The 26,107-nt window shown below is 71.4% G+C and carries 20 protein-coding genes; 13 read left to right on the top strand and 7 right to left on the bottom strand.

Annotation, left to right across the window (positions count from 1 at the left end):
* Window positions 1-6: 6 nt before the first annotated feature.
* Complete coding sequence (locus Pma05_RS17610) at window positions 7-2,001, bottom strand: M14 family metallopeptidase (protein WP_203858490.1); 1,995 nt, start codon at window positions 1,999-2,001, stop codon at window positions 7-9.
* A gap of 338 nt (window positions 2,002-2,339) precedes the next feature.
* Between Pma05_RS17610 and Pma05_RS17605 the strand changes: the two genes are divergently transcribed.
* Complete coding sequence (locus tag Pma05_RS17605; protein ID WP_203858489.1) at window positions 2,340-3,131, top strand: maleylpyruvate isomerase family mycothiol-dependent enzyme; 792 nt, start codon at window positions 2,340-2,342, stop codon at window positions 3,129-3,131.
* Window positions 3,132-3,319: 188 nt separating this feature from the next.
* Here the strand turns inward: Pma05_RS17605 and Pma05_RS17600 are convergent, their stop codons facing one another.
* Entirely contained in the window at window positions 3,320-4,039 is a 720-nt protein-coding gene (locus tag Pma05_RS17600) for a siderophore-interacting protein (RefSeq protein WP_203858488.1), read from the bottom strand.
* Between the two features lie 170 nt (window positions 4,040-4,209).
* On the opposite strand from Pma05_RS17600, the gene Pma05_RS17595 reads away from it, so the two are divergent.
* The 3 genes from Pma05_RS17595 to Pma05_RS17585 all read left to right on the top strand — a co-directional run bounded on the left by Pma05_RS17595 (window position 4,210) and on the right by Pma05_RS17585 (window position 5,778).
* Window positions 4,210-4,818 (top strand): TetR/AcrR family transcriptional regulator, encoded by a 609-nt coding sequence (locus Pma05_RS17595; RefSeq protein WP_203858487.1) that lies wholly within the window; start codon window positions 4,210-4,212, stop codon window positions 4,816-4,818.
* Between the two features lie 114 nt (window positions 4,819-4,932).
* Window positions 4,933-5,403, top strand: a complete 471-nt coding sequence (locus Pma05_RS17590) for a hypothetical protein (RefSeq protein ID WP_203858486.1) — start codon at window positions 4,933-4,935, stop codon at window positions 5,401-5,403.
* Window positions 5,404-5,493: 90 nt separating this feature from the next.
* The gene (locus tag Pma05_RS17585) at window positions 5,494-5,778 is read left to right on the top strand and encodes an alpha/beta fold hydrolase (RefSeq protein ID WP_203858485.1); all 285 of its coding nucleotides are present in this window, start codon (window positions 5,494-5,496) and stop codon (window positions 5,776-5,778) included.
* A gap of 66 nt (window positions 5,779-5,844) precedes the next feature.
* Here Pma05_RS17585 and ilvD read toward each other — a convergent pair whose 3' ends face one another.
* Window positions 5,845-7,692, bottom strand: a complete 1,848-nt coding sequence (gene ilvD, locus Pma05_RS17580; protein ID WP_203858484.1) for a dihydroxy-acid dehydratase — start codon at window positions 7,690-7,692, stop codon at window positions 5,845-5,847.
* 247 nt (window positions 7,693-7,939) lie between these two features.
* Here ilvD and Pma05_RS17575 point away from each other — a divergent pair, with 247 nt between their 5' ends.
* From Pma05_RS17575 to serA, 6 genes are all read left to right on the top strand, one after another.
* The gene (locus Pma05_RS17575; protein WP_372441492.1) at window positions 7,940-10,327 is read left to right on the top strand and encodes a putative bifunctional diguanylate cyclase/phosphodiesterase; all 2,388 of its coding nucleotides are present in this window, start codon (window positions 7,940-7,942) and stop codon (window positions 10,325-10,327) included.
* Between the two features lie 272 nt (window positions 10,328-10,599).
* On the top strand, window positions 10,600-12,537 hold the full coding sequence (locus Pma05_RS17570) for an acetolactate synthase large subunit (protein ID WP_203858483.1): 1,938 nt from the start codon (window positions 10,600-10,602) through the stop codon (window positions 12,535-12,537).
* Between the two features lie 9 nt (window positions 12,538-12,546).
* The gene (ilvN, locus tag Pma05_RS17565; protein ID WP_203858482.1) at window positions 12,547-13,062 is read left to right on the top strand and encodes an acetolactate synthase small subunit; all 516 of its coding nucleotides are present in this window, start codon (window positions 12,547-12,549) and stop codon (window positions 13,060-13,062) included.
* A gap of 69 nt (window positions 13,063-13,131) precedes the next feature.
* Window positions 13,132-14,145, top strand: coding sequence for a ketol-acid reductoisomerase (gene ilvC, locus Pma05_RS17560; protein WP_203858481.1), 1,014 nt, complete (start codon window positions 13,132-13,134; stop codon window positions 14,143-14,145).
* 175 nt (window positions 14,146-14,320) lie between these two features.
* Entirely contained in the window at window positions 14,321-15,595 is a 1,275-nt protein-coding gene (gene mpgS / locus Pma05_RS17555; RefSeq protein ID WP_307836859.1) for a mannosyl-3-phosphoglycerate synthase, read from the top strand.
* A 357-nt stretch (window positions 15,596-15,952) separates the two neighbouring features.
* The gene (gene serA, locus Pma05_RS17550) at window positions 15,953-17,557 is read left to right on the top strand and encodes a phosphoglycerate dehydrogenase (protein WP_203858479.1); all 1,605 of its coding nucleotides are present in this window, start codon (window positions 15,953-15,955) and stop codon (window positions 17,555-17,557) included.
* Between the two features lie 57 nt (window positions 17,558-17,614).
* Here the strand turns inward: serA and Pma05_RS17545 are convergent, their stop codons facing one another.
* Together Pma05_RS17545 and Pma05_RS17540 are read right to left on the bottom strand one after the other, a co-directional pair.
* Window positions 17,615-17,968: a hypothetical protein gene (locus Pma05_RS17545; protein ID WP_203858478.1), complete on the bottom strand. Its 354-nt coding sequence runs from the start codon at window positions 17,966-17,968 to the stop codon at window positions 17,615-17,617.
* Window positions 17,969-18,336: 368 nt separating this feature from the next.
* A complete protein-coding gene (locus Pma05_RS17540) occupies window positions 18,337-19,197 on the bottom strand; it encodes an FAD:protein FMN transferase (protein WP_203858477.1) in 861 nt (286 codons plus the stop codon).
* Window positions 19,198-19,471: 274 nt separating this feature from the next.
* Between Pma05_RS17540 and Pma05_RS17535 the strand changes: the two genes are divergently transcribed.
* Both Pma05_RS17535 and Pma05_RS17530 read left to right on the top strand, forming a co-directional pair.
* Window positions 19,472-20,503, top strand: coding sequence for a 3-isopropylmalate dehydrogenase (locus tag Pma05_RS17535; protein ID WP_203858719.1), 1,032 nt, complete (start codon window positions 19,472-19,474; stop codon window positions 20,501-20,503).
* 197 nt (window positions 20,504-20,700) lie between these two features.
* On the top strand, window positions 20,701-21,798 hold the full coding sequence (locus Pma05_RS17530) for a branched-chain amino acid aminotransferase (protein WP_203858476.1): 1,098 nt from the start codon (window positions 20,701-20,703) through the stop codon (window positions 21,796-21,798).
* Between the two features lie 137 nt (window positions 21,799-21,935).
* Here Pma05_RS17530 and Pma05_RS17525 read toward each other — a convergent pair whose 3' ends face one another.
* Window positions 21,936-22,673, bottom strand: coding sequence for a tyrosine-protein phosphatase (locus tag Pma05_RS17525; protein ID WP_203858475.1), 738 nt, complete (start codon window positions 22,671-22,673; stop codon window positions 21,936-21,938).
* Window positions 22,674-23,368: 695 nt separating this feature from the next.
* On the opposite strand from Pma05_RS17525, the gene cimA reads away from it, so the two are divergent.
* Window positions 23,369-24,958 carry a citramalate synthase gene (cimA, locus tag Pma05_RS17520; protein WP_203858474.1) on the top strand — a complete coding sequence of 530 codons (1,590 nt, stop codon included), beginning with the start codon at window positions 23,369-23,371 and terminating at the stop codon, window positions 24,956-24,958.
* A gap of 97 nt (window positions 24,959-25,055) precedes the next feature.
* Here the strand turns inward: cimA and Pma05_RS17515 are convergent, their stop codons facing one another.
* Window positions 25,056-26,015 carry a hypothetical protein gene (locus Pma05_RS17515; RefSeq protein ID WP_203858473.1) on the bottom strand — a complete coding sequence of 320 codons (960 nt, stop codon included), beginning with the start codon at window positions 26,013-26,015 and terminating at the stop codon, window positions 25,056-25,058.
* Window positions 26,016-26,107: the final 92 nt, after the last annotated feature.

Here is a 26,107-nt window from a genome sequence, read left to right as displayed (position 1 = left end):
GCAGGGTCAGCCCAGCCGTGCCGGTGCGGAGTCCAGCCCGCCCCGGACGCTGACCGCCCGTACCGTGACCGACTCGGCCCCGGCCTTGGTGACCCGCAGCGTCACCCGCTGCTTCTTCCCGCCGTCCAGGAAGAACTGCGGAGCCTCGCCGACCAGCCGCGCGCCCTGCACCTCGACGGTGTCCGGAGCCACGATCTTGACTTCCTTCGCCTGCTCCAGCGCGGTGGGAATCCGGCCGGTGTTGGTGACGGTGGCGGTGATCTCGTGCGTCGCGCCGTCGCTCTGCCCGTCCCGGAGCTTGCGTACGCCGACCTGCGAGAGCGCCACCTGCGGCAGCGACTCGGTCAGATAGATGTTGAACCGGGCCTGGTTCGCCGCCCACTGCCCGATCAGGTCCGGCGACGGGTTCTGCGCCCAGAACTTCGGGTTGATCCCGCCGACCTCGACCTCGCCGTGCTTCGGGTGCTGGATCTTCGTCCACGGCAGGAAGCAGTTGGTCCGCCGGTTCTCGACGCACCACCGCGACCGCTCCCAGTCGGCGAACCGCTCGTCCTTGTCGTAGTCGACGAAGTCGCCGCCGTTCCAGATCTCGTCGCCGTACCAGACCGCGCCGTACTGGAAGTAGCCGAAGTCCGGGCCGTGCCCGAAGAGCGCCTCCGGGTCGCCGCCGTTGCGGGTGGCGTAGTCGATGTAGACGCTGCCGGAGTACCGGTAGCCGGTGAAGCCGACGCCGGCCCGGTCGAAGTGCTCGTAGAGCTTGCGGTCGCCGGTGTACATGCACTCGACCGGGTCGCAGGTCGACGGGCCGCGCAGGTGCATCGGCACCCGGGTGTCCATGCTGTTCACCGCGCCGATGTTGGTGTGCGACATCAGCCAGGTGTAGACGTGCCGGGTCTCCGGCTCCGACAGCGGGTACTCGCCGGCTCCGGTCTGGGTGAGGTTCCGGCCGGTCTCGTCGTAGCCGGGCATGACGTGCCAGTTGTACGGGTAGTTCCGGTGCAGGTCGAGGCCGCCGACGCCGTCCTCGTTGTCCCGGCCGTCGCCGTCGTTGTCGATGCCCTCGGAGTACATCAGGTAGTCGCCGTTGCCGGCCCCGACGCTGCGCATCACCACCCTGGCCGGATCGCGGTCGTCGACCACGTGGGTGCCCTTGCCGGCGCCCACGTACTGCCGCATCTGGCTCAGGTAGCCGTCGCCGTTGAGGTCCTCGCCGGGGTCCTCGTCGAGCCTGCCGTCCCCGTCGTTGTCGGTCGGCCGGACCGACGACCGGTTGGTCTGCGCGGTGTAGAGGTAGAGGTTGTGCCCGTCCGGGTTGTTCACCGGCCGGATGTAGACGGTCTTCTCGGCGAGGATCCGGTCCACCTGCCGGTCCTTGCCGGCCCGGCTGATCAGGTGGTGTGCCAGCCAGAGCGAACTCTCGGCCGAGGAGATCTCGCCGGAGTGCCGGTTGCCCTCGAAGTACGCGGCCGGCTTGTCGGTGTCGGCACCTGTCGACTTGTCGGTGATGGTGAGCTGGTAGATCGGCTCACCGCCGAAGCTCTCGCCGACGATGTAGAGGTCGACGATGTCCGGCCGCTCGTGCGCCCACTTCTTCAACCACCACTGGATCTCGATCCCGGTGTGGAAGTGGTCGAAGTCAAGCTGGCCCGGCTGCTTCGGCTGCACCTGCGGATACCGTACGACGTCGAAGGTGCTCTCCCCGTCCCGCTCCCCGGCGATGGTGATGGTCGGGGTGGTCGGGGTGACGCTGCCGGGGAACGGCCCCGGGTCCGCGGCCGGCTGCAACCCGATCGTGTACGTCGGTGCCGCCGAGAGTTCGGCGTCGTCGAGCGCGACCGGATCGCCGGTCCCCCACAGGGGCGTACTGGCCAGCACGAGGGCGCCCGCCAGCAGGGTCACCAGCTTCGAGGTCGGCCGGCGGAAGGTTCGGGGTACGGGCGGCGGGGTCGGCTCGCCGGCAGCGGAGTGGTCGGGGGAGGGTCGGGTGATCTCGGAGCCCACGGTAGTTCTCCTGTCGTCACTTCGGTGACGGCCCTGCCGGGTCGGCAGGGATAGTCACTTCCCGTGTCGGGGGCGCCACCCAACGTGTACTCACTGGTGATCATGCTAATCGAGACGTCTGCCGGTGTAAATATCCCGTGCTGGTGGTGGGCTCGACGGCCCCGGGCCGCGTCGCACCGTACGACCGTGGAACTGCTCGGCCGGCTCCGGCGTCGGCCCGCTGGGCGGGTCGGCGGGCGGAGGGTCGGCGCTCGGTCGGGGTCAGCGGGCATGATGGGCGGATGTGTCGCGCCGGCCGATCCGGAGCCGGCGACGTACGACCCAGGAGACAGGAAGACATGGCCACTACTGCCGACACGACCATCGCCGCCCTCCGCTCGGGCCACGACGAACTCGCGGCGCTGGTCCGCGACCTCGGCCCGACCGACCTGACCCGGCCGTCCGGGGCCAGCGAGTGGCAGGTGTCGCAGGTGCTCAGCCATCTCGGCAGCGGCGCCGAGATCAACGAGGCCACCCTCGACGTGGCGCTGCGCGAGGGCCCCGCGCTGGACGCGGACTTCAACAAGCAGGTCTGGGCGCGGTGGGACGCGATGACCCCGATCGAACACGCCGAGGGCTTCCTCGACGCCAACCGGCGGCTCGTCGAGCGGTACGAGTCGCTGGACGCGACCACCCGGGAGAGCGTACGGATCGACCTCGGTTTCCTGCCCGAGCCGGTCGACCTCGGGACCGCCGCCGGGATGCGGCTCAGCGAGTTCGCCCTGCACGAGTGGGACGTGGAGGTCGCCTTCAACCGGTACGCGACGGTGGCGCCGGAGGCGGTGCCGCTGCTGCTCGACCGGCTCGACGGCCTGCTCGGCTGGATCGGCCGGCCGGACGCGGTCGCCGACCGGCCGGTGGAACTGGCGCTGCGGCTGAGTGACCCGGACCGGTCCCTGGGGCTGCGGCTGGCCGACCGGGTCGAGCTGGCGGAGCTGCCGGAGCAGCCCGCCGGCGAGATCACCGGGCCGGCCGAGGCGTTCCTGCGGTTGGCCGCCGGCCGGCTGGCGCCCGAAAACACGCCCGAGACGATGACCGTGACCGGCCCGCTCAGCCTCGACGACCTGCGCCAGGTCTTCCCCGGCTACTGACCGGCCCGGCCCGGCCCGTCGGCCCGGTCGATCGGATCGGCTCGGCACGGCCCGGTCAGCCTGGTCAGCCCGGCTCGCCCGGTCGGCTGGGTCAGCCCGGCTCGGCCCGGTCGGCCTGGTCGATCGGGTCGGTCCGGGTGGGCGACCGGCCGGCGTGCATCTGGAGCTGGTCTGCGGCAGCAGGGTCCTCAGTCGAGGCCCCGCCGCCCGGGTGCCCAGAACGGCTTGACCACGATCTGGCGCCGGGACCAGCCCCGGTCCCGGACCAGATGGTCCCGGACGGCCTGGCAGGTGCGGGCCTCGCCGGCCAGGTAGCCGCTGCCCGGCTCGCCGGGCAGGTCGAGGGCGCGTACCGCCTGGAGCAGGGTCCTGCCGTCGGCCGGGTCGGCGTCGCCCCGATACACCCAGGGCAGTTGCCGGTCGGCGGGCAGTGGCACCTCTCCGCCGGGGCGGTCGGTGACCAGCACCCCGTACGCCGGAATCCGCGTGGGCAGCGCCCGCAGCATGGCGGCGAAGGCGACGGCGGCGGTCTCGTCACCGACGAACAGGTGGTACGCCGACTCGCGCAGGGTCAGCCGGCCCTCGGGACGGGACAGGCTGATCGACTGGCCCGGCCGGGCGGTACGCGACCAGGCCGCGCCCGGCCCGTCGCCGTGGTCGAGTACGCCTAGGTCGAGGCTGCCCCGGTCACGGTCCAGTCCCCAGACCGAGTAGCTGCGCCGGGCGTCTCCGGGGCGGCGCAGCCAGTCGCGCGGCGGCGTGACGTTCACGCGTACATGCTGGCCGGGGAGCCAGGGGATGGTCCGGAGCCGGTCGCCGGTGACGCGCAGCCGGCGCATCCGGTGGGTCACCGCCTCGATCTCCTCGACGGTGCCGGACAGGAAGAGCAGATCCGCGGGGCTTCTCATCTCGATCCTCTCGGGGCGACCCGGGAGCGGGACGGTGGTGGCGTCGGGACGGATGGCGTGGGTGAAGCGTTGCCCACGACCTATGGTCCGACCGACCGTCGGTCGGTAAGTGTGGTCCAAACCTACCGACCGCTGGTCGGTTGTCAAGGCCGGCACTAGGCTCCGGCGCTATGAGCGGTACCAGAGCGACAGCACGGCGGCCCCGCGCGGCCCGGGCGCCGGCCGAACGACCAGCCCAGATCCTGGACGCGGCGGCCCGGGTACTGCTCCGGGACGGGGTCGACGCGACCATCGACGGTATCGCCGCCGAGGCCGGCCTCGGCAAGGGCACCGTCTACGAGTACTTCGGTTCCAAGGCCCAGGTCTTCACCGCGTTGCGGAACCGCTGCAACGAGCAGATCCTGGCCGCCGGTGCCGCAGCGGTCTCGGTCGGGCCGGACGCGTCGACCCTCGATCGGGTACGCCGGTTCGTGGCCGGGATGTTCGAGTTCGGGGTGGCCAACGCCGCGCTGGTCGCGTTGCTGTTCCACGAGGCCGGCATCGAGGAGCGCGACGAACTCGGGCCGATCCGGGCCAGCCTGCTGGACCTGGTCGAGCAGGGTGTGCGCGGCGGTGAACTGGCGGTCGAGGATCCCGCCTTCACGGTCGAGTTCCTGCTGCACGGGCTGCACGGGGTGATGGAGAGCGCCCTCGCGGACGGCGCGTCGGCCGGCCCGCTGCTCGACCGGGTGGACGGGGTGCTCGTCGCGCTGCTCAACCCGGTCCGCGTGCGGAACTGACCGTCGCCCCGTCCGCGGCCCCAGGTCCGCCGGCGACCCCGGACCGTCGACCCGACAGGTGCTTGACAGTGGCCGTCAAGTACTTGACACTAAACGTCAAGTGAGGAGGGTGCCATGCCGCCGACCCATGACGAACTCGTCGCGCAACTGCTCCGGACGATGGATGTCCGGCTGCTCGATCCACTGGAGATCCTGCTCGACGGGGACGACGTGGTCGACGCGCTGCGTACGGTGGTGCGGATTCGAGCCGAGACCTGGGCGTCCCGGCTGATCGACGGTGACGACCGGGAGGCGGTCGGCACCGCGGTGCGGATCGTCTCGACGCTCTATCCCGGGGACGGCCCGTTCGAGCCCCCGCTCGACTGGTGGCGCAGCCCGCTGGGCCAGGTCATCGCGCACCGGGTCGGGCACCCCACCGCCGAGTCGGTGACGTACGCGGTGGCCGGGGCGATGCTCGGGATCACCCGGCAGGGGGTTCACGACCTGGTCAACCGGGGCAAGCTGGTCCGTCATCCGGAAGGTGGTGTGCTGCCCTCCTCCGTCCGTGACCGACTACTGGAGGAAGGACGGCCCCGCCGTGCCTGACGTACCCCACTGCTCCGAGATATCTGTCGACTCCGGCACCCTGCCGATCGTCGCCCGGGACTTCGGCGGCTCCGGCGCCCCGATCCGGAGTTGACCGAGGAGTTGCGGCTGGCCATGGAGTCGCTGGACCTGACGCCGGTCTACCGGGAGGTCCGCTGCCCGCTGCTGCTGGTGCTAGCCACAGTGGACATGCCCGAGCAGCGCCCCTTCCACGACCTGTACGCCGCACACCGGCGTCGGGTCCTGGAGCGGCTGGCGACCGTTCGGGACAACCCGTGGCTGGAGGTACGCGAACTCGACGGCGCCAGCCACGCCATGGTGGCCGAGGGCCCGCGCCAACTGGCCGACCTGATCACGGAGTTCCTGTCCGAGTAGGACCCACACCTCTGACGGGCGAGCGCGGGTCACCCGTCGACGGGTGACCCGCGCCCGCCGTCGCGCTCACTCGGGGACGCGCCGGTAGGCGCCGTCGCTGGCCGAGGTCGCCATCGAGGCGTACGCGCGCAGCGCGGCGGAGACCGGCCGCTCCCGGTCCACCGGCGTGTACGGCCGCTCCCGCTTCTCCTGCGCGATCCGGCGCGCCTCCAGCACCTCGGGAGCCACCGCCAGCTCGATCTTCCGGGCCGGGATGTCGATGACGATCTCGTCGCCGGACTCGACCAGCGCGATCAGCCCACCGCCGGCCGCCTCCGGGGAGACGTGCCCGATGGAGAGCCCGGAGGTGCCGCCGGAGAACCGGCCGTCGGTGATCAGCGCGCACTCCCGGCCCAGGCCGCGTCCCTTGAGGAACGAGGTGGGATAGAGCATCTCCTGCATCCCCGGCCCGCCCTTCGGGCCCTCGTAGCGGATCACCACCACGTCACCGGCGACGACCCGCTTGCCGAGGATCGCGTCGACCGCGGCCTCCTGCGACTCGTAGACCTTGGCCGGGCCCCGGAAGGTGAGGCACTCGGCCGGTACGCCGGCGGTCTTCACCACCGCGCCGTCCGGGGCGAGGTTGCCGTGCAGGATCGCCAGCCCACCGTCGGCGCTGTAGGCGTGTGCCCGGTCCCGGATGCAGCCCTCGGCCGCATCGGTGTCCAGTTTGGACCAGCGGTTGGCGGTGGAGAACGGCTCGGTGGTGCGTACCCCGCCGGGGGCGGCGTGGAACAGCTCGATCGCCTCCTGGCTGGCCTTGCCGCTCCGGATGTCCCAGTCGGCCAGCCACCCGTCCAGGTCGGCCGAGTGCACCGCGTGTACGTCCCGACGCAGCAGCCCGGCCCGGTCCAGCTCGCCGAGGATCGCCGGGATGCCACCGGCCCGGTGCACGTCCTCCATGTGGTATTTCGGCGAGTTCGGGGCGACCTTGGCCAGGCAGGGCACCTGGCGGGAGATCTCGTCGATGTCGGCGACGCCGAAGTCCAGCTCCGCCTCGCGGGCGGCGGCCAGCAGGTGCAGCACGGTGTTGGTGGAGCCGCCCATCGCCACGTCCAGGGCGACCGCGTTCTCGAACGCGGCCCGGGAGGCGATGGCCCGGGGCAGCACCGAGGCGTCGTCGTCGGCGTACCAGCGGTTGGCGATCTCCACGACGAGCCGGCCGGCCCGCTCGAAGAGGTCCTTGCGGGCGGCGTGGGTGGCCAGCACCGACCCGTTGCCGGGCAGCGCGAGGCCGATCGCCTCGGTGAGGCAGTTCATCGAGTTGGCGGTGAACATGCCGGAGCAGGAGCCGCAGGTCGGGCAGGCGGAGCGCTCGATCGCGCCGAGCTGCTCGTCGGTGACGGCGTCGTTGGACGAGGCGATCATCGCGTCGATCAGGTCGATCTTGTCGTGCACGATGCCCTCGATCGCCACCGTCTTGCCGGCCTCCATCGGGCCGCCGGAGACGAAGACGGTCGGGATGTTCAGCCGGAGCGCGGCGAGCAGCATCCCGGGGGTGATCTTGTCGCAGTTCGAGATGCAGACCAGCGCGTCCGCGCAGTGCGCCTGCACCATGTATTCGACCGCGTCGGCGATCAGCTCCCGGCTGGGCAGCGAGTAGAGCATCCCACCGTGCCCCATCGCGATGCCGTCGTCGACCGCGATGGTGTTGAACTCCCGGCCGACGCCGCCCGCCTCGGCCACCGCCTCGGCGACCAGGCCGCCGAGGTCCTTGAGGTGGACGTGCCCGGGTACGAACTGGGTGAAGCTGTTCGCGATGGCGACGATCGGCTTGCCGAAGTCGTCGTCGGTCATCCCGGTGGCCCGCCACAGCGCGCGGGCGCCGGCCATCGTCCGGCCGTGCGTGGAGGTCTTCGACCGCAGGTCAGGCATTCGACCAGTGTGGCACTCCCGGCGGCGGTCCGCCGCGCTCGCGGTCCGCCGGGTCCAGCCAGCGGGATGCCGGCCGGGCCGACCCGGGCCCACCAGCACAGCAGCGAGAACGCCGGAGAACGCGGGGTGAACGCCGGCTCTCCGACCTGGTGATCCCGGCGATGCCCGAATGGGCGGTCTGTGCCTCTGATCGAGGAACCGGCGCGGGCTCCCCCATGGAGTGCGGTCGATCCGGCAGAGTGAACCCGTGCAACTCGCCTCCGGTGTGCCGGCCCTCGCGGTGACCACCGGCCTCGCCTCCTGCTGCGGGCCGGTCATGTTGGCGCTGTCGGCGCAGCGGCACGTCGGCGCGCGCCGGTTCGGGCACTGGCTGCTCGCGATCGGTGGCGGGCTGGCCGCGGCCAGCGCCGGCCTGGGCCTGGTCGCGCTCGTTACGATGGCCGCCCAATGGGACCACGAGCAGGCCCAGCGGACCGGGCTCGCCACCCTGATCGCGGCCGGGATGGCGGTCGGCGGGGCGCTGCTCTGCGCCGGACTGCTCCGGTTGCCCGGCGCCGCCGAGACCCCCGCCGCCGCGCTCCGGCTGGTGCTGGACGGGCTGGTGATCGGGGCGGCGCTCTGGTTCGTCGGCTGGGTGCTGCTCGCCGAGCCGACCCGGCTGCTCGGTGACCTCACCCCGAGCGGCTGCCTGGCCATCCTGCTGGCCAGCGGCACGGCGGCGGTGGCGGTCGGGCTGACCTTCATCGTCGGCGCCCGGTCCCGGGCGCCCCGGCGCGGGGTGCTGCTGGCCGGCACCGGCGTGAACGTGGTGACCGGGGCCGGGCTGGCCATCTCCGCCGGGATCTGCCAGGACGGCCCGGTGGTCGCGCTGGTCGGGGCGGTGCTGCTGCCGTTCGGCCTGCTGATGGTCGCGCTGGCCGGCCGGGCACCCGACCCGGCCGGCGGGCCGGACGGCGACGTCATCCGGCGCGGCACCTACGCCGTGCTGCCGATGGTGGCGATGGCCGTCTCCGCCGTCTACCACATGCTGGTCGGTGGCAACTTCACGATCTTCGCGGTGGTGGCCGGCATCGTCGAGGGGTTCGGCCTGGTCGCCCGGCAATACCTGGCGCTGGCCGACGTACGGGCCTATGCCGGGCGGCTCGCCGAGCGGGAGGCGCACTTCCGGGAACTGGCGCACACCGATCCGCTGACCGGGCTGGCCAACCGCCGAGGGCTGCTCCGGGCGGTGCAGCAGCAGGCCGACTCGGAGACGCCCTGGGTGCTGCTCGGGCTCGACCTGGACGGCTTCAAGAACGTCAACGACATGCGGGGGCACGACGTCGGCGACGCGGTGCTGATCGAGGTGGGCCGGCGGCTGAAGACCAACCTGCGCCCCGGCGACCTGGCCGCGCGGCTCGGCGGTGACGAGTTCGCCGTACTCATGCGGGCCCGGCCCGCCGAGGCGCAGCGGATCGCCGAGCGGCTGCTCGGGGTGGTCGGCTCGGCGTACCAGCACGAGGCCGGGGCGGTCTTCCTGTCGGTCAGCATCGGGGTGGCGGACAGCGCCGACGCCACCGACGTGGAGACCCTGCTGCGCAACGCCGACCTGGCCCTGCGGTACGCCAAGCAGCGCGGCAAGAACCGCGTCGAGCGGTACGACGTGGCCTACGACAACCTGCTGCGCCGGCGTACCACGCTGGAGCACGAGCTGCGCGGGGCGATCGAGCGGGACGAGCTGCACCTCGCCTTCCAGCCGGTGGTGGCGGTCCCGTCGGTCCGGCCGGTCGGCGCGGAGGCGCTGCTCCGCTGGCACCACCCCGAGCTGGGCAACGTCGGCCCGGACGAGTTCATCCCGCTCGCCGAGGAGTGCGGGATGATCGCCAAGCTCGGCGCCTGGGTGCTGCACCGGGCCTGCCACCAGCTCTCCCTCTGGCTCGCCGCCGGGCACGACGTCTGGGTCTCGGTCAACGTCTCGCCCCGGGAACTGCACGCCCCGGAGTACGTCCTCCAGGTCACCGAGGCGCTGCGCGCGCACCGGGTACCACCGCAGCGGCTGGTGCTGGAGGTGACCGAGCACGCCGTGGCGACCGACCTGGACGAGCTGATCCGCCGACTCCGGGCGCTCCGGCTGACCGGGGTACGCATCGCGCTGGACGACTTCGGCGCCGGATACTCCTCACTCGGCCAGCTCCGCCGGCTGCCGATCGACATCCTCAAGATCGATCACAGCCTGGTCGCCGGCCCGGAGCCGATCCGGCCACCGGACGGCCGGGCCTTCGCCCCGATGGTCGACGTGGTGATGCGGCTCGGCCACCAGCTCGGGCTGGAGGTGATCGCCGAGGGGGTGACCAACCCGACGGAACTCGCCGCCGTGGTCGAGGCCGGCTGCCGGTTCGGGCAGGGCCAGCTCTTCGGCTGGGGGGTGCCGGCCGAGCACCTGGAGGCGATGCTGGAGGCGGCCAGCCCGCCCGAGGGGAGCGGGTCGGAGTCCCGCCCGCAGGGTGACCGGGGCAGGTCCACCTCCCGGACGGCCGGCAACAGTCGGAGCGCTCCCCGGCAGCGCAGGCCCAGCGACGGGCCGGCGGACCCGAAAACCGACGGTGCCCAAAATGCGGGATCAGTTGACTCATCGCGTGAGATGCGTCAGGCTTAGCCACATGTCTGCGACCAGGTCTTTCCGAGTACTTATCTGAGCGCACTCTCGACTCCCGAGAGTGCGCAGGCCCCGTGCATCAGCACGAGGGCCGTTTTTATTGGCCACGTAACCCGCGTTGGCAGGGCGGTCACCCCGTTGGCGTACCGGTCCCTGCCGGTTCGTGCGGATCGGCCCCCGCCCGAGGGGACTGCCCCGGCCGAGGCGGGCCGCCCGCACCGCCCCGTACACCTCGAAAAGATCACTGCTCCGAGCCGAAGGCCTGAATAGCCATGACGAGACCCACACCCGAGACCCTGGCCAACAGCGCGCGTCGCCACCGGTCCGCCGCTGCCGAGGGGAGCAACGACCCCTCCGACCAGTTCCCCCGCCGGCTCCGCCCGGGTGCCCAGCCGGCCGGTGACCAGTCCGGTCCGCTCGCCGAGTCGGGCCGGGGGGCCGGGACAGCGCAGGTGGTAGCACCGGTCCAGGTCTCCGGGGCCGGTTCGCTGGTGAAGTCGCTGGAGGCGCTCGGGGTCGAGGTCGCGTTCGGCATCCCGGGCGGGGCGATCCTGCCGGCGTACGACCCGCTCTACGACTCGTCGGTACGGCACATCCTGGTCCGGCACGAGCAGGGCGCCGGGCACGCCGCCACCGGGTACGCCCAGGCCACCGGCCGGGTCGGGGTCTGCGTCGCCACCTCCGGGCCGGGGGCGACGAACCTGGTCACGCCGATCGCGGACGCGTACATGGACTCGGTGCCGATGGTGGCGATCACCGGTCAGGTGGCCCGGCCGGCGATCGGCACGGACGCCTTCCAGGAGGCGGACATCCAGGGCATCACCCTGCCGATCACCAAGCACAACTACCTGATCCAGACCGCCGAGGAGATCCCGCGGATCCTGGCCGAGGCGTTCCACCTGGCCGCCACCGGCCGGCCCGGCCCGGTGCTGGTCGACATCCCCAAGGACGTCCTCCAGGCGCAGACCACCTTCTCCTGGCCACCCACCCTGGACCTGCCGGGCTACCGGCCCACCCTGCACCCGCACGGCAAGCAGATCCGCGAGGCGGCCCGGCTGATGACCACGGCCCGCCGCCCGGTGCTCTACGTCGGCGGCGGTGTGCTGAAGGCCGGCGCCACGGAGGGGCTGCGCAAGCTGGCCGAAATGACCGGCATCCCGGTGGTGACCACGCTGATGGCCCGGGGCGCCTTCCCGGACTCGCACCGGCAGCACCTGGGCATGCCGGGCATGCACGGTACGGTCGCCGCCGTCTACGGGTTGCAGAAGTCCGACCTGATCGTGGCGCTGGGGGCCAGGTTCGACGACCGGGTGACCGGCAAGCTGGACTCGTTCGCCCCGGGCGCCGCGATCGTGCACGCCGACATCGACCCGGCGGAGATCGGCAAGAACCGGGCCGCCGACGTGCCGATCGTCGGCGACGCGAAATACGTGATCGACGAGCTGATCGAGGCGGTCCGGGCCGCCACGGCCGGCCAGACCGCGCCGGTGGACCGGACCGACTGGTGGGCGCAGCTCGACGACCTGCGCGACCGCTACCCGCTCGGCTACGACGAGCCGACCGACGGCACCCTGGCCCCGCAGTACGTGATCGAGCGGCTGGGCGCGATCGCCGGCCCGGAGGCGATCTACGTGGCCGGGGTCGGCCAGCACCAGATGTGGGCGGCGCAGTTCGTCTCGTACGAGAAGCCGTACACCTGGCTCAACTCCGGTGGCCTGGGCACGATGGGCTACGCGGTGCCGGCGGCGATGGGCGCCAAGGTCGGCAAGCCGGACAGCACGGTCTGGGGCATCGACGGCGACGGCTGTTTCCAGATGACCAACCAGGAGCTGGCGACCTGCGCCCTGGAGGGGATCCCGGTCAAGATCGCGGTGATCAACAACGGCAATCTGGGCATGGTCCGGCAGTGGCAGACGCTCTTCTACGGCGAGCGCTACTCCAACACCGAGCTGGGTACCCACAAGCACCGCATCCCGGATTTCGTCAAGCTGGCCGAGGCGCTGGGCTGCGTCGGGCTGCGCTGCGAGAGCAAGGCCGACGTGGACAAGACCATCAAGGCCGCGATGGAGATCAACGACGCGCCGGTGGTGGTCGACTTCGTGGTCGGCAAGGACGCCATGGTCTGGCCGATGGTGGCCGCTGGCACCAGCAACGACGAGATCATGTTCGCCCGTGGGGTCCGCCCCGCCTTCGACGACGACGAGCTGTGAGGCCGGAAGATGAGCAAGCACACGCTGTCCGTGCTGGTGGAGAACAAGCCCGGTGTCCTGGCCCGGGTGAGCGGGCTCTTCTCCCGCCGGAGCTTCAACATCGACTCGCTGGCGGTCGGTGAGACGGAGAACCCGGACGTCTCCCGGATCACCATCGTGGTCAACGCCGAGACCTCGCCGCTGGAGCAGGTCACCAAGCAGCTCAACAAGCTGGTCAACGTACTCAAGATCGTCGAGCTGGATCCGGGCGTCTCGGTGGCCCGGGAGCTGGTCCTGGTCAAGGTCCGGGCCGACCGCTCGCAGCGGGCCCAGGTGCTGGAGACGGTGAACCTGTTCCGGGCCAGGGTGGTGGACGTCGCGCCGGACACCCTCACGATCGAGGCGACCGGCACCGCTGACAAGCTGGACGCGCTGCTGCGCGATCTCGAACCGTTCGGAATCAAGGAAATGGTGCAGTCGGGCCTGGTGGCGATCGGGCGGGGCTCCCGGTCGATCACCACCGGTTCGGCGCTGCGGGCCGCCTGAGCACGGCGGATCCGCATAACGATTGGCAACGGCGGGCCCGGCCGGGTCGCGCCGCAGGAGAGGAAAGTCATGACCGCTGAGGTGTTCTACGACGACGACGCCGACCTGGGGCTCATCCAGAGCAAGAAGGTCGCGGTGCTCGGGTACGGCAGCCAGGGCCACGCCCACGCGCTGTCGCTGCGCGACTCGGGCGTCGACGTGGTGATCGGTCTGCCGGAGGGCTCGAAGAGCCGGGCCAAGGCACAGGAGCAGGGCCTTCGGGTGCTGACCCCGGCCGAGGCGTCGGCCGAGGCCGACGTGATCATGGTGTTGGCGCCGGACACCGCGCAGCGGTCGCTCTACGCCGAGGCCATCGCGCCGCACCTGACCGCGGGCAAGGCGCTGTTCTTCGGTCACGGCCTGAACATCCGGTACGGCTTCGTCACCCCGCCGGCCGACGTCGACGTGGCGATGGTCGCCCCGAAGGGCCCGGGTCACCTGGTCCGCCGGCAGTACGTCGACGGCAAGGGCGTGCCCTGCCTGGTCGCGGTGGAGCAGGACGCCACCGGTACCGCCTTCCCGCTCGCGCTGGCGTACACCAAGGCGATCGGCGGCACCCGGGCCGGTGCGATCCGCACCACGTTCAAGGAGGAGACCGAGACCGACCTCTTCGGCGAGCAGGCGGTGCTCTGCGGCGGCGCCTCCGCGCTGGTGCAGACCGGTTTCGAGGTGCTCACCGAGGCCGGGTACGCGCCCGAGGTGGCCTACTTCGAGTGCCTGCACGAGCTGAAGCTGATCGTCGACCTGATGTACGAGGGCGGCATCGCCCGGATGCGCTACAGCGTCTCCGACACCGCCGAGTACGGCGACTACTCCCGGGGCCCGCGGGTGGTCGACGCCCGGGTCAAGGACGAGATGCGGAAGATCCTCTCCGAGATCCAGTCCGGCGAGTTCGCCCGGGAGTGGATCGCCGAGGACGACGCGGGTCGGCCGAACTTCACCAAGTGGCGGGCCGAGGGCGCGGCGCACCCGATCGAGGAGACCGGCAAGAAGCTGCGCGGGATGATGAGCTGGGTCGACCGACCGATCACCGAGACCGCCTGACGCGGTGCCTCCCCGGGCCGGGAGCATGCCGGTCCGGGGCGGCCCCGGCAGAGGGCTGGAGATCCGTCTCGTTACCGGATCTTCCCCCGATGAGTTACCGGATGATTGCCATTCGACGTCCAATCGCCACCTCGACCGTTGTCGTCAGGAAATGGTCGGCGGTTACGCGCGGTGAATGCGTCCGCTCGGGTACTGTCGCCGCATGCGTCTGGAGCAATCGCACCGCACCGAGCGTTTCGGCGCCGTCCGTATCCACGAACTCCAGCGTGTCATACAGCTGGACTCGGGAGACGCCACGGGAACCACCGGCGAGGGGATCGTCTCGCAGGCGGCGATGCGCGCCATCGAACGGCAGATGGTCATCGTCATTCCCTGTATGAACGAGACACGCAGAGTAATCGAAGGCGTGCTCTCGGGGATTCCGCACGATTGTTTGATCGTGCTGGTCTCGAACAGCGCCCGACAGCCGGTCGATCGCTACGAGATGGAAGCGCAGACCCTGGAGCAGTACTGCCGGGCGACCGAACGGCCGGCGATCATGGTGCACCAGCGGGACCCGGGGCTGGCCGCCGCCGTCAAGGCCGCCGGCATGCCCGAGTTGATCGACGACGACGGGCTGGTCCGGGCCGGCAAGGGCGAGGCGATGCTGATCGGCATGGCGGTCGCCGCGCTGACCGGCCGGAAGTACCTCGGCTATATCGACGCTGACAACTACGTGCCGGGTGCCGTGCACGAGTACGTCAAGGTGTACGCCGCCGGCCTGCACCTGGCGGCCAATCCGTACGCCATGGTCCGGATCTCCTGGCACTCGAAGCCGAAACTGCGGGACGGCCGGCTCTTCTTCAGCCGGCGCGGCCGGAGTTCCGAGATCACCAACGAGTTCCTGAACCGGCTGGTGGCCGAGTATTCCGGGTTCGGCACCGAGGTGATCGCCACCGGCAATGCCGGCGAACACGCGCTCAGCCTCGACCTCGGGCTGCGGATGCGGCTGGCCGGTGGCTTCGCGGTGGAGCCGTTCGAGTTCGTGGAGCTGTTCGAACAGTTCGGCGGGCTGCTCGACACCGCGCACCCCGAGGTGATGGCGAGTTCCGTTCCGGTACTCCAGATCGAGACCCGTAACCCGCACTTCCACGACAACAAGGGCGAGGACCACGTGCAGGGCATGCGGATGCAGGCGCTGAACGTGCTCTACCACTCGCCGGTCGCGCTGCCCCCGGTCCGGCAGGCGATCCTCGACTTCATGGTCGCCCAGCAGGCGCTCGCGCCCGGCGAGGAGCCGCCCCGGGAGCGGATCTACCCGCCGGTCGGTTCGCTCGACCTGGACCTGCTGCGCGACGTACTGGAGAGCGAGGCGGGGACCTTCCGCCAGCTCGGTACCCGGTCGCTGGTGACCCCGCTCCGGCCCCGCCCCGCAGCACTGCCCGAACCCGAGGTCTTCACCTCGGCCTGAGCCGTCGACGCGCCGGTCCGACCCCGGGCCGCCCGGCCGTGACCAGCGGGCCGCGCGGTCGTGGCCGCGATTCCGTCGACCAGCGGTTCCGGGCTGGCCGCGCGGTCGTGACCAGCGATTCCGCCGAATGATCCACGGGCCGGCCGCCCGGGCCGGCGACCCGGCGGAACGCGCCCGGCGGTGCGCCTTGTGAGGGCACTCACGCGGTTCTGCCCCGCACCGTGTGCAGCAGGGCGCCTACGATCGGCAGACAGGTGCGTCCGCACCGTAGGGAAGCACCCGAATGGCGGAAGCGCGGGACGCAGTGCGGCGCCCACGTGGCCGCTGACCTCGCCCGGACGACATATACGAGGACCAATGACTCCCGTCGTACTGATCGCTGAAGAGCTCGCTCCCGCCGCAATCGACGTGCTCGCGCACGACTTCGACGTACGCCACGTCGACGGCACCGACCGCCCGGCCCTGCTGGCCGCGCTCGCCGAGGCCGATGCGGTCATCGTACGCAGCGCCACCCAGGTCGACGCCGAGGCGATCGCCGCGGCGCCCCGGCTCAAGGTGGTGGCCCGGGCGGGCGTCGGGCTGGACAACGTCGAGGTGCCGGCCGCGACGGCCCGGGGCGTGATGGTGGTCAACGCGCCGACCTCCAACATCGTCTCCGCCGCCGAGCAGGCGGTCGCGCTGCTGCTGGCCGTCGCCCGGAACACCGCGAGCGCCAGCGCCGCGCTGAAGGCGGGGGAGTGGAAGCGGTCCAAGTACACCGGCGTGGAGATCCAGGGCAAGACCGTCGGCGTGGTCGGGCTCGGCCGGATCGGGGTGCTCTTCGCGCAGCGCATCGCGGCCTTCGGCACCCGGCTGATCGCGTACGACCCCTACGTCCAGCCGGCCCGGGCGGCGCAGCTCGGCGTACGCCTGGTCGGGCTGGAGGAGCTGCTCCGGGAGAGCGACTTCATCTCGATCCACCTGCCGAAGACCCCGGAGACGGTCGGCCTGATCGGTGAGAAGGAACTCACCCTGGTCAAGCCGGGTGTCCGGATCGTCAACGCGGCCCGGGGCGGCCTGATCGACGAGCAGGCGCTGGCCGACGCGATCGCCGAGGGCCGGGTCGGTGGCGCCGGCATCGACGTGTACTCGAAGGAGCCCTGCACCGCCTCGCCGCTGTTCGCCTTCGACAACGTGGTCGCCACCCCGCACCTGGGCGCCTCCACTGCCGAGGCGCAGGACAAGGCGGGCCTCGCGGTGGCCCGCAGCGTCAAGCTCGCCCTCCAGGGCGAGTTCGTGCCGGACGCGGTGAACGTGCAGGCCGGCGGCGTCGTCGCCGAGGACGTCCGGCCGCTGCTGCCGCTGGCCGAGAAGCTGGGCAAGGTCTTCACCGCGGTGGCCGGCGGGGTCGCCGCCAGCGTCACCGTCGAGGTACGCGGCGAGATCGTCGCCAACGACGTCTCGGTGCTGAAGCTGGCCGCCACCAAGGGCCTGTTCACCTCGGTCGTCGAGGAGCAGGTGAGCTACGTCAACGCGCCGCTGCTCGCCGCCGACCGGGGCGTGACGATGGCCCTGACCACGCACGCGGAGACCATCGACCACCCGAACCTGGTCACCGTACGCGGCGCGCTGCCGGACGGCCGGACCGTGTCGGTCTCCGGCACCGCCGTGCACACCGGCACCAGGGACGTGCTCAAGCTGACCGAAGTGGACGGCTTCGACCTGGAGCTCGGCGCGGACGGCATCCTGCTCTTCTTCCGCTACGTCGACCGGCCCGGCGTGGTCGGCAGCATCGGGTCGATCCTCGGCGAGGCGGGCGTCAACATCGCGGCGATGCAGGTGGCCCGGCGGGAGGCCGGTGGCGAGGCGCTGATGACCCTGACGGTGGACTCGGCGACCGCGGCGGAGCTGCTCAGCTCGGCGGCCGACTCGATCGGCGCGGTCGCGGCGAGCGCCGCCGACCTGCGCGACGAGGAGGCGTGACCGGGGCCTGACCCGGGGCCCGGTCGGGGCGAGTCGGTACCGGCCGCCCCGCCCGGGTCAGCCGCTCACCGGGGTCGGCGGCGGATAGACCGAGCCGTCCTGCGGGTCGAGCAGCATCAGGCCGTGCTGCGCGGCCAACCGTTCGATGTCGAGCAGCACCTGGTCCGGACAGGACTCGTCGAGGTTCATCTCGACGTGGTCCACGGAGACGTGCAGCGGGGTCACCGCCCACGGCGTGCCCGGCCCCGGCCGATCCGGATAGCCGGCGGTGATGGCCCGGTAGAACGCCGAGATCCGCGGTTCCGGACGCCCACCGACATGCACACCCTGCCGGCACCGGCGGTGCGCCGCGCGTACGTCCTCGGCGGCGGCGCCGGGCCCGAGCGCCCAAACGATCAGATCGAAGCTCACACCGGGCTCCCGTACCCCAAGAGTGTTGACAGATCAGAACTCACGGGGGTACAGGGTGCCACTGAGTTGGTGACCTTTTCTCGGATAGCCCGCCGACACGCGGAACGGGCAACTCTTGCGGGGACTCGCGTCAGGTCGATAGCGTATTGACGCGGATACCCGGCGAGTTCCTAGGCGTGGACTCGTCTTCGGGTGATGAGGCGTCGCGCCGGCCGGGTAGCCAGCACCCCCGTGTGCGCGAGCCACGCGCACTCGTCGCTGATCGGCCCCCGCGATCGTTGCCGAGATCGCGGGGGCCGATCGCGTGCCCGGCCGTTCCACCGTCGCTCCACAAGGGCACTCGCGACTCCACGAACTGCTCGCGGCGGTCAGCGGGCGGTGGCGAAGAGGGCCCGGTAGCCGTCCCGGGTGGGGAACCAGTCCAGACCGGAGCGGCCGGCGGCGTACAGGGCGGTGGCGTACCCGTCGGCGACCGCGAGGTCCGGGCCGGTGACGGTCGCCGCGACCAATTTGTCGGCCGGCTGCCCGGTGTGCGGGTCGATCACGTGGCCGCGCCGGCCGGCGACGCCGGAGGTGCCGATCGCGCCGGAGGTCATCTCCAGCATCGTCGGCTGCCGGTCGCCCTGGGTCGGGTGGTGTACCGCGACCCGCCAGGGGCCGCCGTGCGGCGCGTGGCCGCGTACCACCAGGTCGGCGCCGCTGACCACGGCGTAGTCCTCGATGCCGGCGGCGCGCAGCCGGGCGGCGGCCCGCTCCACCGCCCAGCCGACCAGCAGGCCGCCCGGGTCGAAGCCGCCGGGCACCGCCCAGGCGTCGAACCAGCCGTCCGTGGCGGCCCGCATCGCGGCGCACCGGGCGACGATGTCGGCCAGCGGCGGGTACGCGTCCGCGGAGATCTCGCCCCGGCGCAGCCGGGAGACCAGGCTGGCCGGCCGGGCCGGGCTGTAGGTGAGGTCGATCGCCCGCAGTTCGGCGACGGCGTCCCGCAGCGCGTCGCCGACCCCGCGCCAGCCGACCGCGCCCATCCCGTTCAGCACCAGGGTGTATTCGGCGATCGAGGTCTGCACCGTGTGCCGGGCGACCACCCGGTCGGTCAGGGTCGCGCCCGGCCGGACGTTGCGCCAGCCGGCGCCCAACCGCAGGTCCGGCCGTCCCCGGCCTACGGCGGGCGCCGGCGGCAGGCTCCGGCTACGCTGTCCCCGACCCCGGCCGCCTCCCGGGATTCGCATGTTCGCCCCCTGGATCCGCACGTTCGCCCCCTGGATCCGCGTCGTGCCCGCCAGCCCGGCGGGCTGTGCTCCAGCCCTGAGCCGTTCCTCGCGCTAGCCCTCTGAGCCGTTCTTCGCGCTCACCATAGGAAGCGAAGATGGCTAGAGCATGAGTGCTGGCTGAGAAGCTCCTGTGCAGTTGACTTTCCAGATATTGGGAGTGCCGTACCGGGACCCGGGACGGTCCCTTAACGTTCCCTAGACACGACGGAGGCAGAGGAGCTGGGACGTGGCGGTGGCGCGGATCGCGGTGGTGGCTGGCGACGGCATCGGGCCGGAGGTTGTCGGGCAGGCCCGCAAGGTGCTCGACGCCGTACTGCCCGGGGTCGAGGCCACCGAATATGATCTTGGAGCCGCCCGCTACCACCGGACCGGCGAGGTGCTGCCCGACTCCGTACTCGCCGAGCTGGCCGAACACGACGCGATCCTGCTCGGCGCGGTCGGCGACCCCACCGTGCCGCCCGGCGTGCTGGAGCGCGGCCTGCTGCTCAAGCTCCGCTTCGACTTCGACCAGTACGTCAACCTCCGGCCGTCCCGGCTCTGGCCGGGTACCACCGGCCCGCTGGCCAGCGTCAAGCCGAACGAGATCGACCTGGTGGTCGTCCGGGAGGGCACCGAGGGCCTCTACGCCGGGGCCGGCGGTGCGCTGCACCGGGACACCCCGGCCGAGGTCGCCACCGAGGAGAGCCTGAACACCCGGCACGGTGTCGAGCGGGTGATCCGGGACGCGTTCGCCCGGGCGGGGCGCCGCGAGCGCCGCAAGGTCACCCTGGTGCACAAGACCAACGTGCTGACCCACGCCGGCTCGCTCTGGGCCCGGGCCTTCGCCGCGGTGGCCGCCGAGCATCCGGACATCGAGACCGAATACCAGCACGTCGACGCCGCCGCGATGTTCCTGGTCACCCAGCCGCAGCGCTATGACGTGGTGGTCACCGACAACCTCTTCGGGGACATCCTGACCGATATCGCCGCCGCGGTCACCGGCGGGATCGGGCTGGCCGCCAGCGGCAGCATCAACCCCGAGCGGGCGTACCCGTCGATGTTCGAGCCGGTGCACGGCTCGGCGCCGGACATCGCCGGCCAGGGTGTCGCCGACCCGGCCGCCGCGGTGCTCTCCACCGCGCTGCTCCTCGACCACCTGGGCCACCCCGACGCGGCCCGCCGAGTAACCGAGGCGGTCGCCGCCGAGCTCTCCTCCCGGGGCGCGGGCTCGCCGCGGCGTACCGCCGACATCGGGGACCGGCTCGCCGCCCACGCGGCCTCCTGAGCTGCCCGTCCCGCCCGACCCTTCCCGTCCGGGAGCCCGGCCAGGCCGCCGGATCTGGGCGAAGGCGCGGGTGGTGCGGCTCGCCGGTCGCCCGCAGGGTCGAGGTTGAACGACCGTTCGGGTAAGTTTCAGGCACAACTCCCATGTTCCGGTCCGCCCGTGCCCGGGCACCGGTCCACTCTCTGGAGGTCAGCATCATGAGCGGTGGTGACAAGCTCGACTTCGAGATCCGTCCGAATCCTCGGCCGGTAGCCGCCGCCGAGCGCGCGGCGCTGATGGCCAACCCGGGGTTCGGTCGGGTCTTCACCGACCACATGGTCACGATCCGGTACGCCGAGACCAAGGGCTGGTACGACGCCCGGGTGGAGGCCCGGGCGCCGATCCCGATGGACCCGGCCAGCGCGGTGCTGCACTACGCCCAGGAGATCTTCGAGGGGCTGAAGGCGTACTCGGCGGCGGACGGCTCGGTGACGATGTTCCGGCCGGACGCCAACGCCGCCCGGTTCGCCGAGTCGGCCCGCCGGATGGCGATGCCCGAACTGCCCGAGGCGGCGTTCCTGGACTCGCTGCGGCACCTGGTCCAGATCGACCGGGAGTGGTTGCCGACCTCCGACGAGGGCAGCCTCTACCTGCGGCCGTTCATGTTCGCCAACGAGGTCTTCCTCGGGGTGCGCCCGTCCAACGAATACCTCTACATGGTGATCGCCTCGCCGGTCGGCTCGTACTTCGCCCGGGGCGTGCAGCCGGTGAACGTCTGGGTCTCGCCCACCTACACCCGGGCCGCGCCCGGCGGCACCGGCGAGGCGAAGTTCGGCGGCAACTACGCCGCCTCGCTGGTCGCCCAGGCCGAGGCGATCGAGCACGGCTGTGACCAGGTGGTCTTCCTCGACGCCGTGCAGCGCCGGTACGTCGACGAACTCGGCGGCATGAACATCTTCTTCGTCTACGACGACGGCACCCTGGTCACCCCGCCGCTCGGCGGCACGATCCTGCGCGGCATCACCCGGGACGCGTTGATCACGCTGGTCCGGCAGTCCGGTGGCACCGTGCAGGAGCGCCCGGTGGCGTTCGACGAGTGGCGGGCCGACGCGGCCAGCGGCCGGCTGCGCGAGGTCTTCGCCTGCGGCACGGCGGCGGTGATCACCCCGATCGGCCAGGTGCGCTACCCCGACGGCGAGTTCCCGATCGCCGACGGCAACCCCGGCGAGGTCACCACGCGACTACGCCAGACCCTGGTCGACCTCCAGCGAGCCCGCACCGAGGACCGCAACAACTGGATCCACCGAATCGACTGACGCCCCGCCGGGAGTCCCGATCGACTGACGCCCCGCCGGGAGTCCGCCGGGACAAGATCGTGCTGTTTCCTCGAAGGAGTGGCTCCGTCGGGCGCCGGAAGGCACTACTTCGGGGAAACAGCAGCGGATGGCGCGGCTCAGCCCAGCAGGTGGGTGCGGAGGGCGTCGATGTGGGACGGGGTCAGGCCGGCGTTGGCGAGGTAGTTCGGGATCGAGCCGTGTCGGGCGCGTAGTTCGGCCAGGAAGAGGGTCATCGCCTCGGCCGGCGAGGCCAGGAACGGCGCCGGCAGTGGTGGCTCGTCCGGCATGGTGCTGGCCAGCCACGCGCTGAACCGGGCCGAGGCGGCGGTGCTCCGGGCGTAGTCGTCGGCGATGTCGGAGTCGGCGACACCGAGCAGCGACAGGGTCAGCGCGCAGACCACGCCGGTCCGGTCCTTGCCGGCAACGCAGTGCACCAGCACCGGAGCCGCCTCGGCGTCGGCGATCACCTCGATCGCCGCCACCAGACCGGCCGAGCCGGTGGTGGCGAGGTCGTGGTAGCGGTCGGCCAGCCAGCGGGGCAGCCCGAGTTCCTCGGAGTACGCCGACTCCTCCCAGAGGGGGTGCTCGGGATGGATGTGCTGGTAGACCAGGCCGTCGTAGGCGGGTACCCGGCCGTGCCGGTGTACTTCGGCGGGCCGGCGCAGGTCGACCACGGTGCGGATGCCGAGCGCCGCGAACGCCTCCCGGTCGATGCCGTCGACCCGGTGCGGTGAGTCCGACCGGTACAGCCGCTCCCGGCGGACCGGCCGGCCGTCGAGCCCCGGGACGCCGCCGACGTCCCGGAAGTTGAAGAGGGTTTCGAAGGCCGCTGTACCCGTCGAGGTTCCGTCCACCTGACCACCGTAGTGCCTGGGTCGGACCGCCCCGCACGTGGTTTTCCGGTGCGCGAAGCCGGTGACGCCGAGCGGGTCGAGCCCCGGACACGCCGCTGGCCGACGGGGCGAAAGCCCCACCGGCCAGTCGACTGCGGGTCGCGCGTCACATGGCGCGGCCCGGCGGAATCGTCCAGCCCGACGAGCCGAGCCGTACGTCCCGCCGTATTGACATCCTCCGCCGGCATGAATAGCGGGGATTCCCTCCGCGCTGCGCGCGGAACGCGCAACGCCCGGGTGGGTTCCTGCTTCACTGCGGTCCGCCGGAGGTTGCCCCGGTCTTACGTCCGCTCCACAGGCGTTTTACGTCTCCGCAAGCCCTGCGGCGACGGTGGCGCGTCGGGCTCCGGCTTGGCTATCGCCGGAGCCCGACGCGGCGTTACCAGGACACCTACCCAGGGCGGTCGATGCGTACACCCGGGAAGCTGCTGGTCGAGCCGTTCGGTCCCGCGATGTGGATTTTTCCTCCCACATCCTTGGCGGCGTGGCAGAGTACGGTCCGTGACCTGCTCCGCACTCATTATTGGCAACTAGCGCGCCGGCATCCTCCCCGCCGAGCGCGCAGACCTCCCGCATCCGCGGGGGGTCATTTTGTTTGTCGGGCCAGGAAGGTATCGGAGCAGGGGCTGCGCCCTTCTCGAAGGAGATCAGATCAGATGACGTACCAGGTGTTCGACACGACGCTGCGCGATGGTGCGCAGCGCGAGGGGATCAGCTACTCGGTCGTCGACAAGCTGGCCGTGGCCCGGCTGCTCGACGAACTCGGCGTCGGATTCATCGAGGGCGGCTGGCCGGGGGCGATGCCGAAGGACACCGAGTTCTTCCGCCGGGCCCGGACGGAACTGGACCTGAAGCACGCCGTACTGGTCGCCTTCGGCGCCACCCGCAAGGCCGGGGTGGCCGTCGACGCCGACCCACAGTTGCGCGCGCTGCTGGACGCCGAGACCCCGGCGGTCTGCCTGGTCGCGAAGTCGGACATCCGGCACGTGGAGCGGGCGCTGCGTACCACCGCCGCCGAGAACCTGGCGATGGTCCGGGACAGCGTGGCCCACCTCGTCGCGCAGGGGCGGCGGGCCTTCCTGGACTGCGAGCACTTCTTCGACGGCTTCCGGCACGACCCGGCGTACACCTCTTCGGTGGTGCAGACCGCGCTCGAAGCCGGCGCCGAGGTCGTGGTGATGTGCGACACCAACGGCGGGATGCTGCCCTCCCAGGTGACCGCGGCGATCGGCGAGCTGACCGAGCGGCTCGGGATCTCGCCGGCCCGGCTCGGTATCCACACCCAGAACGACACCGGCTGCGCGGTGGCGAACACCATCGCCGCCGTCGAGGCCGGGGTACGCCATTTCCAGGGCACCGCCAACGGCTACGGCGAACGGCCGGGCAACGCCGACCTCTTCGCGGTGGTCGGCAACCTGCAACTCAAACTCGGGCTACCGGTCCTACCGGACGGGTGCCTGGAGCAGATGGTGCGCGTCTCGCACGCCATCGCGGAGATCGCCAACATCGCCCCCGACACCCACCAGGCATACGTCGGGGCCGCCGCCTTCGCCCACAAGGCGGGGCTGCACGCGAGTGCGATCAAGGTGGATCCGCTGCTCTACAACCACGTGGACCCCACCGTGGTGGGGAACGACATGCGGATCCTGGTGACGGAGATGGCCGGCCGGGCCAGCATCGAGCTGAAGAGCCGTGAACTCGGTCTGGACCTGGCCGACCATCCCGACGCCGCGGCGCGGGTCACCAAGCGGGTCAAGGAACTGGAGGCCGGCGGCTGGTCGTTCGAGGCCGCCGACGCCTCGTTCGAGCTGCTGGTCCGCGCCGAGTTGCCCGGGATGAGCGCGCCCCGGCCGTTCTCGCTGGAGTCGTACCGGGTGCAGGTCGAGCACCGCGAGGACGGCGCGGTGGTCTCCGAGGCGACGGTGAAGCTCCGGGTACGCGGCGAGCGGGTGATCGCCACCGCCGAGGGGAACGGGCCGATCAACGCCCTCGACGAGGCGCTGCGGGTGGCGCTGCTGCGGCACTATCCGGAGCTGCGCGGGTTCGAGCTGGCCGACTACAAGGTACGGATCCTGGAGGGCAGTCACGGCACCGGTGCGATCACCCGGGTACTGGTGGAGACGGCCGACAGCGACGGCCGGGACTGGACCACTGTGGGCGTACACCCGAACGTGGTGGAGGCGAGCTGGCACGCGCTGGTCGACGCGCTGACGTATGGAGTGGCGCGTACCGCCGCCGAGGTCTGAGCGCACTGGGCGACATGAGTGCCGGGCGGATCGCCAGATCGGCGGCGACCTGAACATCGCCTGCCGTTCTGGAATCCGTCGGGGGACTTCCCGCCGGTCAGACGACCGGCTGGCCGTTGTCGAAATAGACGTTGGTGGGGCGGCTCCAGAGGACCCCGGGATGGGTCCAGCCGGAGACGACGCCGTACCGGTAGTCGCGGCCGTACTTGTTGTTGCGGAACACGAGGTTGGAGCCGACCAGGTTCGGGCTGATTCCGATCGAATAGTTTCCGCCGTCGCAGTAGTTGTCCTGGTAGGTGAGGTTGGTCAGCGACGGGGCGGTTTCCGAACCGATGGTGAGACAGGAGTTGAACGGATCCTTGGTGACGGGATTGTAGGGCTGGAGGGTGTTGTGCTGGACGAGGATGTTGTTGCCGCCGGTGCTCTGTAGGGTGTCGTTGTGCGACGCGCCGACCCGGGCCAGGTCGTGTATGTAGGAGTTGAGAATCCGGGTGTTGGTGCTCAACCGCGGGCCGTCGATCGTGTTGTAGACATTCCCCCGGTTGAGGGTGTAGTCGCTACAGCAGATCGAGGCCGAATTCATCCCCATGCCGTTGATCTCGACATCCTGGATCAGCAGTTTGCTGGTGCCGGGCAGCGTTCGGATCGAATAGGTGGTGCTGTTGCAGGTGATCCTGGATCGGAGGATCTGCACGTTGGCCGCGGCCACGGTGACGCAGCCGACGATGTTGAGCCCGCTGACCACCTGCCCGGCGGTACGGAGGTTGAGTGAGCCGGAGTCGCGCAGGGTGGTGCCGGCCGGCACGCCGGTGGTCGCCGCGCTCGGCCAGTAGGTGATCGGGGTGGGCGGGGCGGCGGGGGCGTGCTGCTCGTCGACTCGTCCCCGGCCAGCGGGGTCGGGGGCGAGCCCCACGGCCAGTACCAGGTAGCCGCTCGCGGCGAAGACGGTCAAGGCGAGGCCGACGACCCCGAGGAGCAGGACCTGTCGGTGTGGATGGTGCCCCGGCCGGCCGGGGTCCGGTGGTTCGACCGAGTGTGCGGTGCTGGTATCGATCACGGCTCCCCCACGGGCGTGTCACACACCGGGATGGGTCGGTACTCGCGCGTACCGAGGGCCCAGCGCTGGTCTTCGTTTCGTATGCCTGGTCG

The organism is Plantactinospora mayteni, assembly GCF_016862935.1.
In the GTDB taxonomy this organism is placed as follows: Bacteria; Actinomycetota; Actinomycetes; order Mycobacteriales; family Micromonosporaceae; genus Plantactinospora; species Plantactinospora mayteni.
This window is presented reverse-complemented; position numbering and strand designations above follow the sequence as displayed.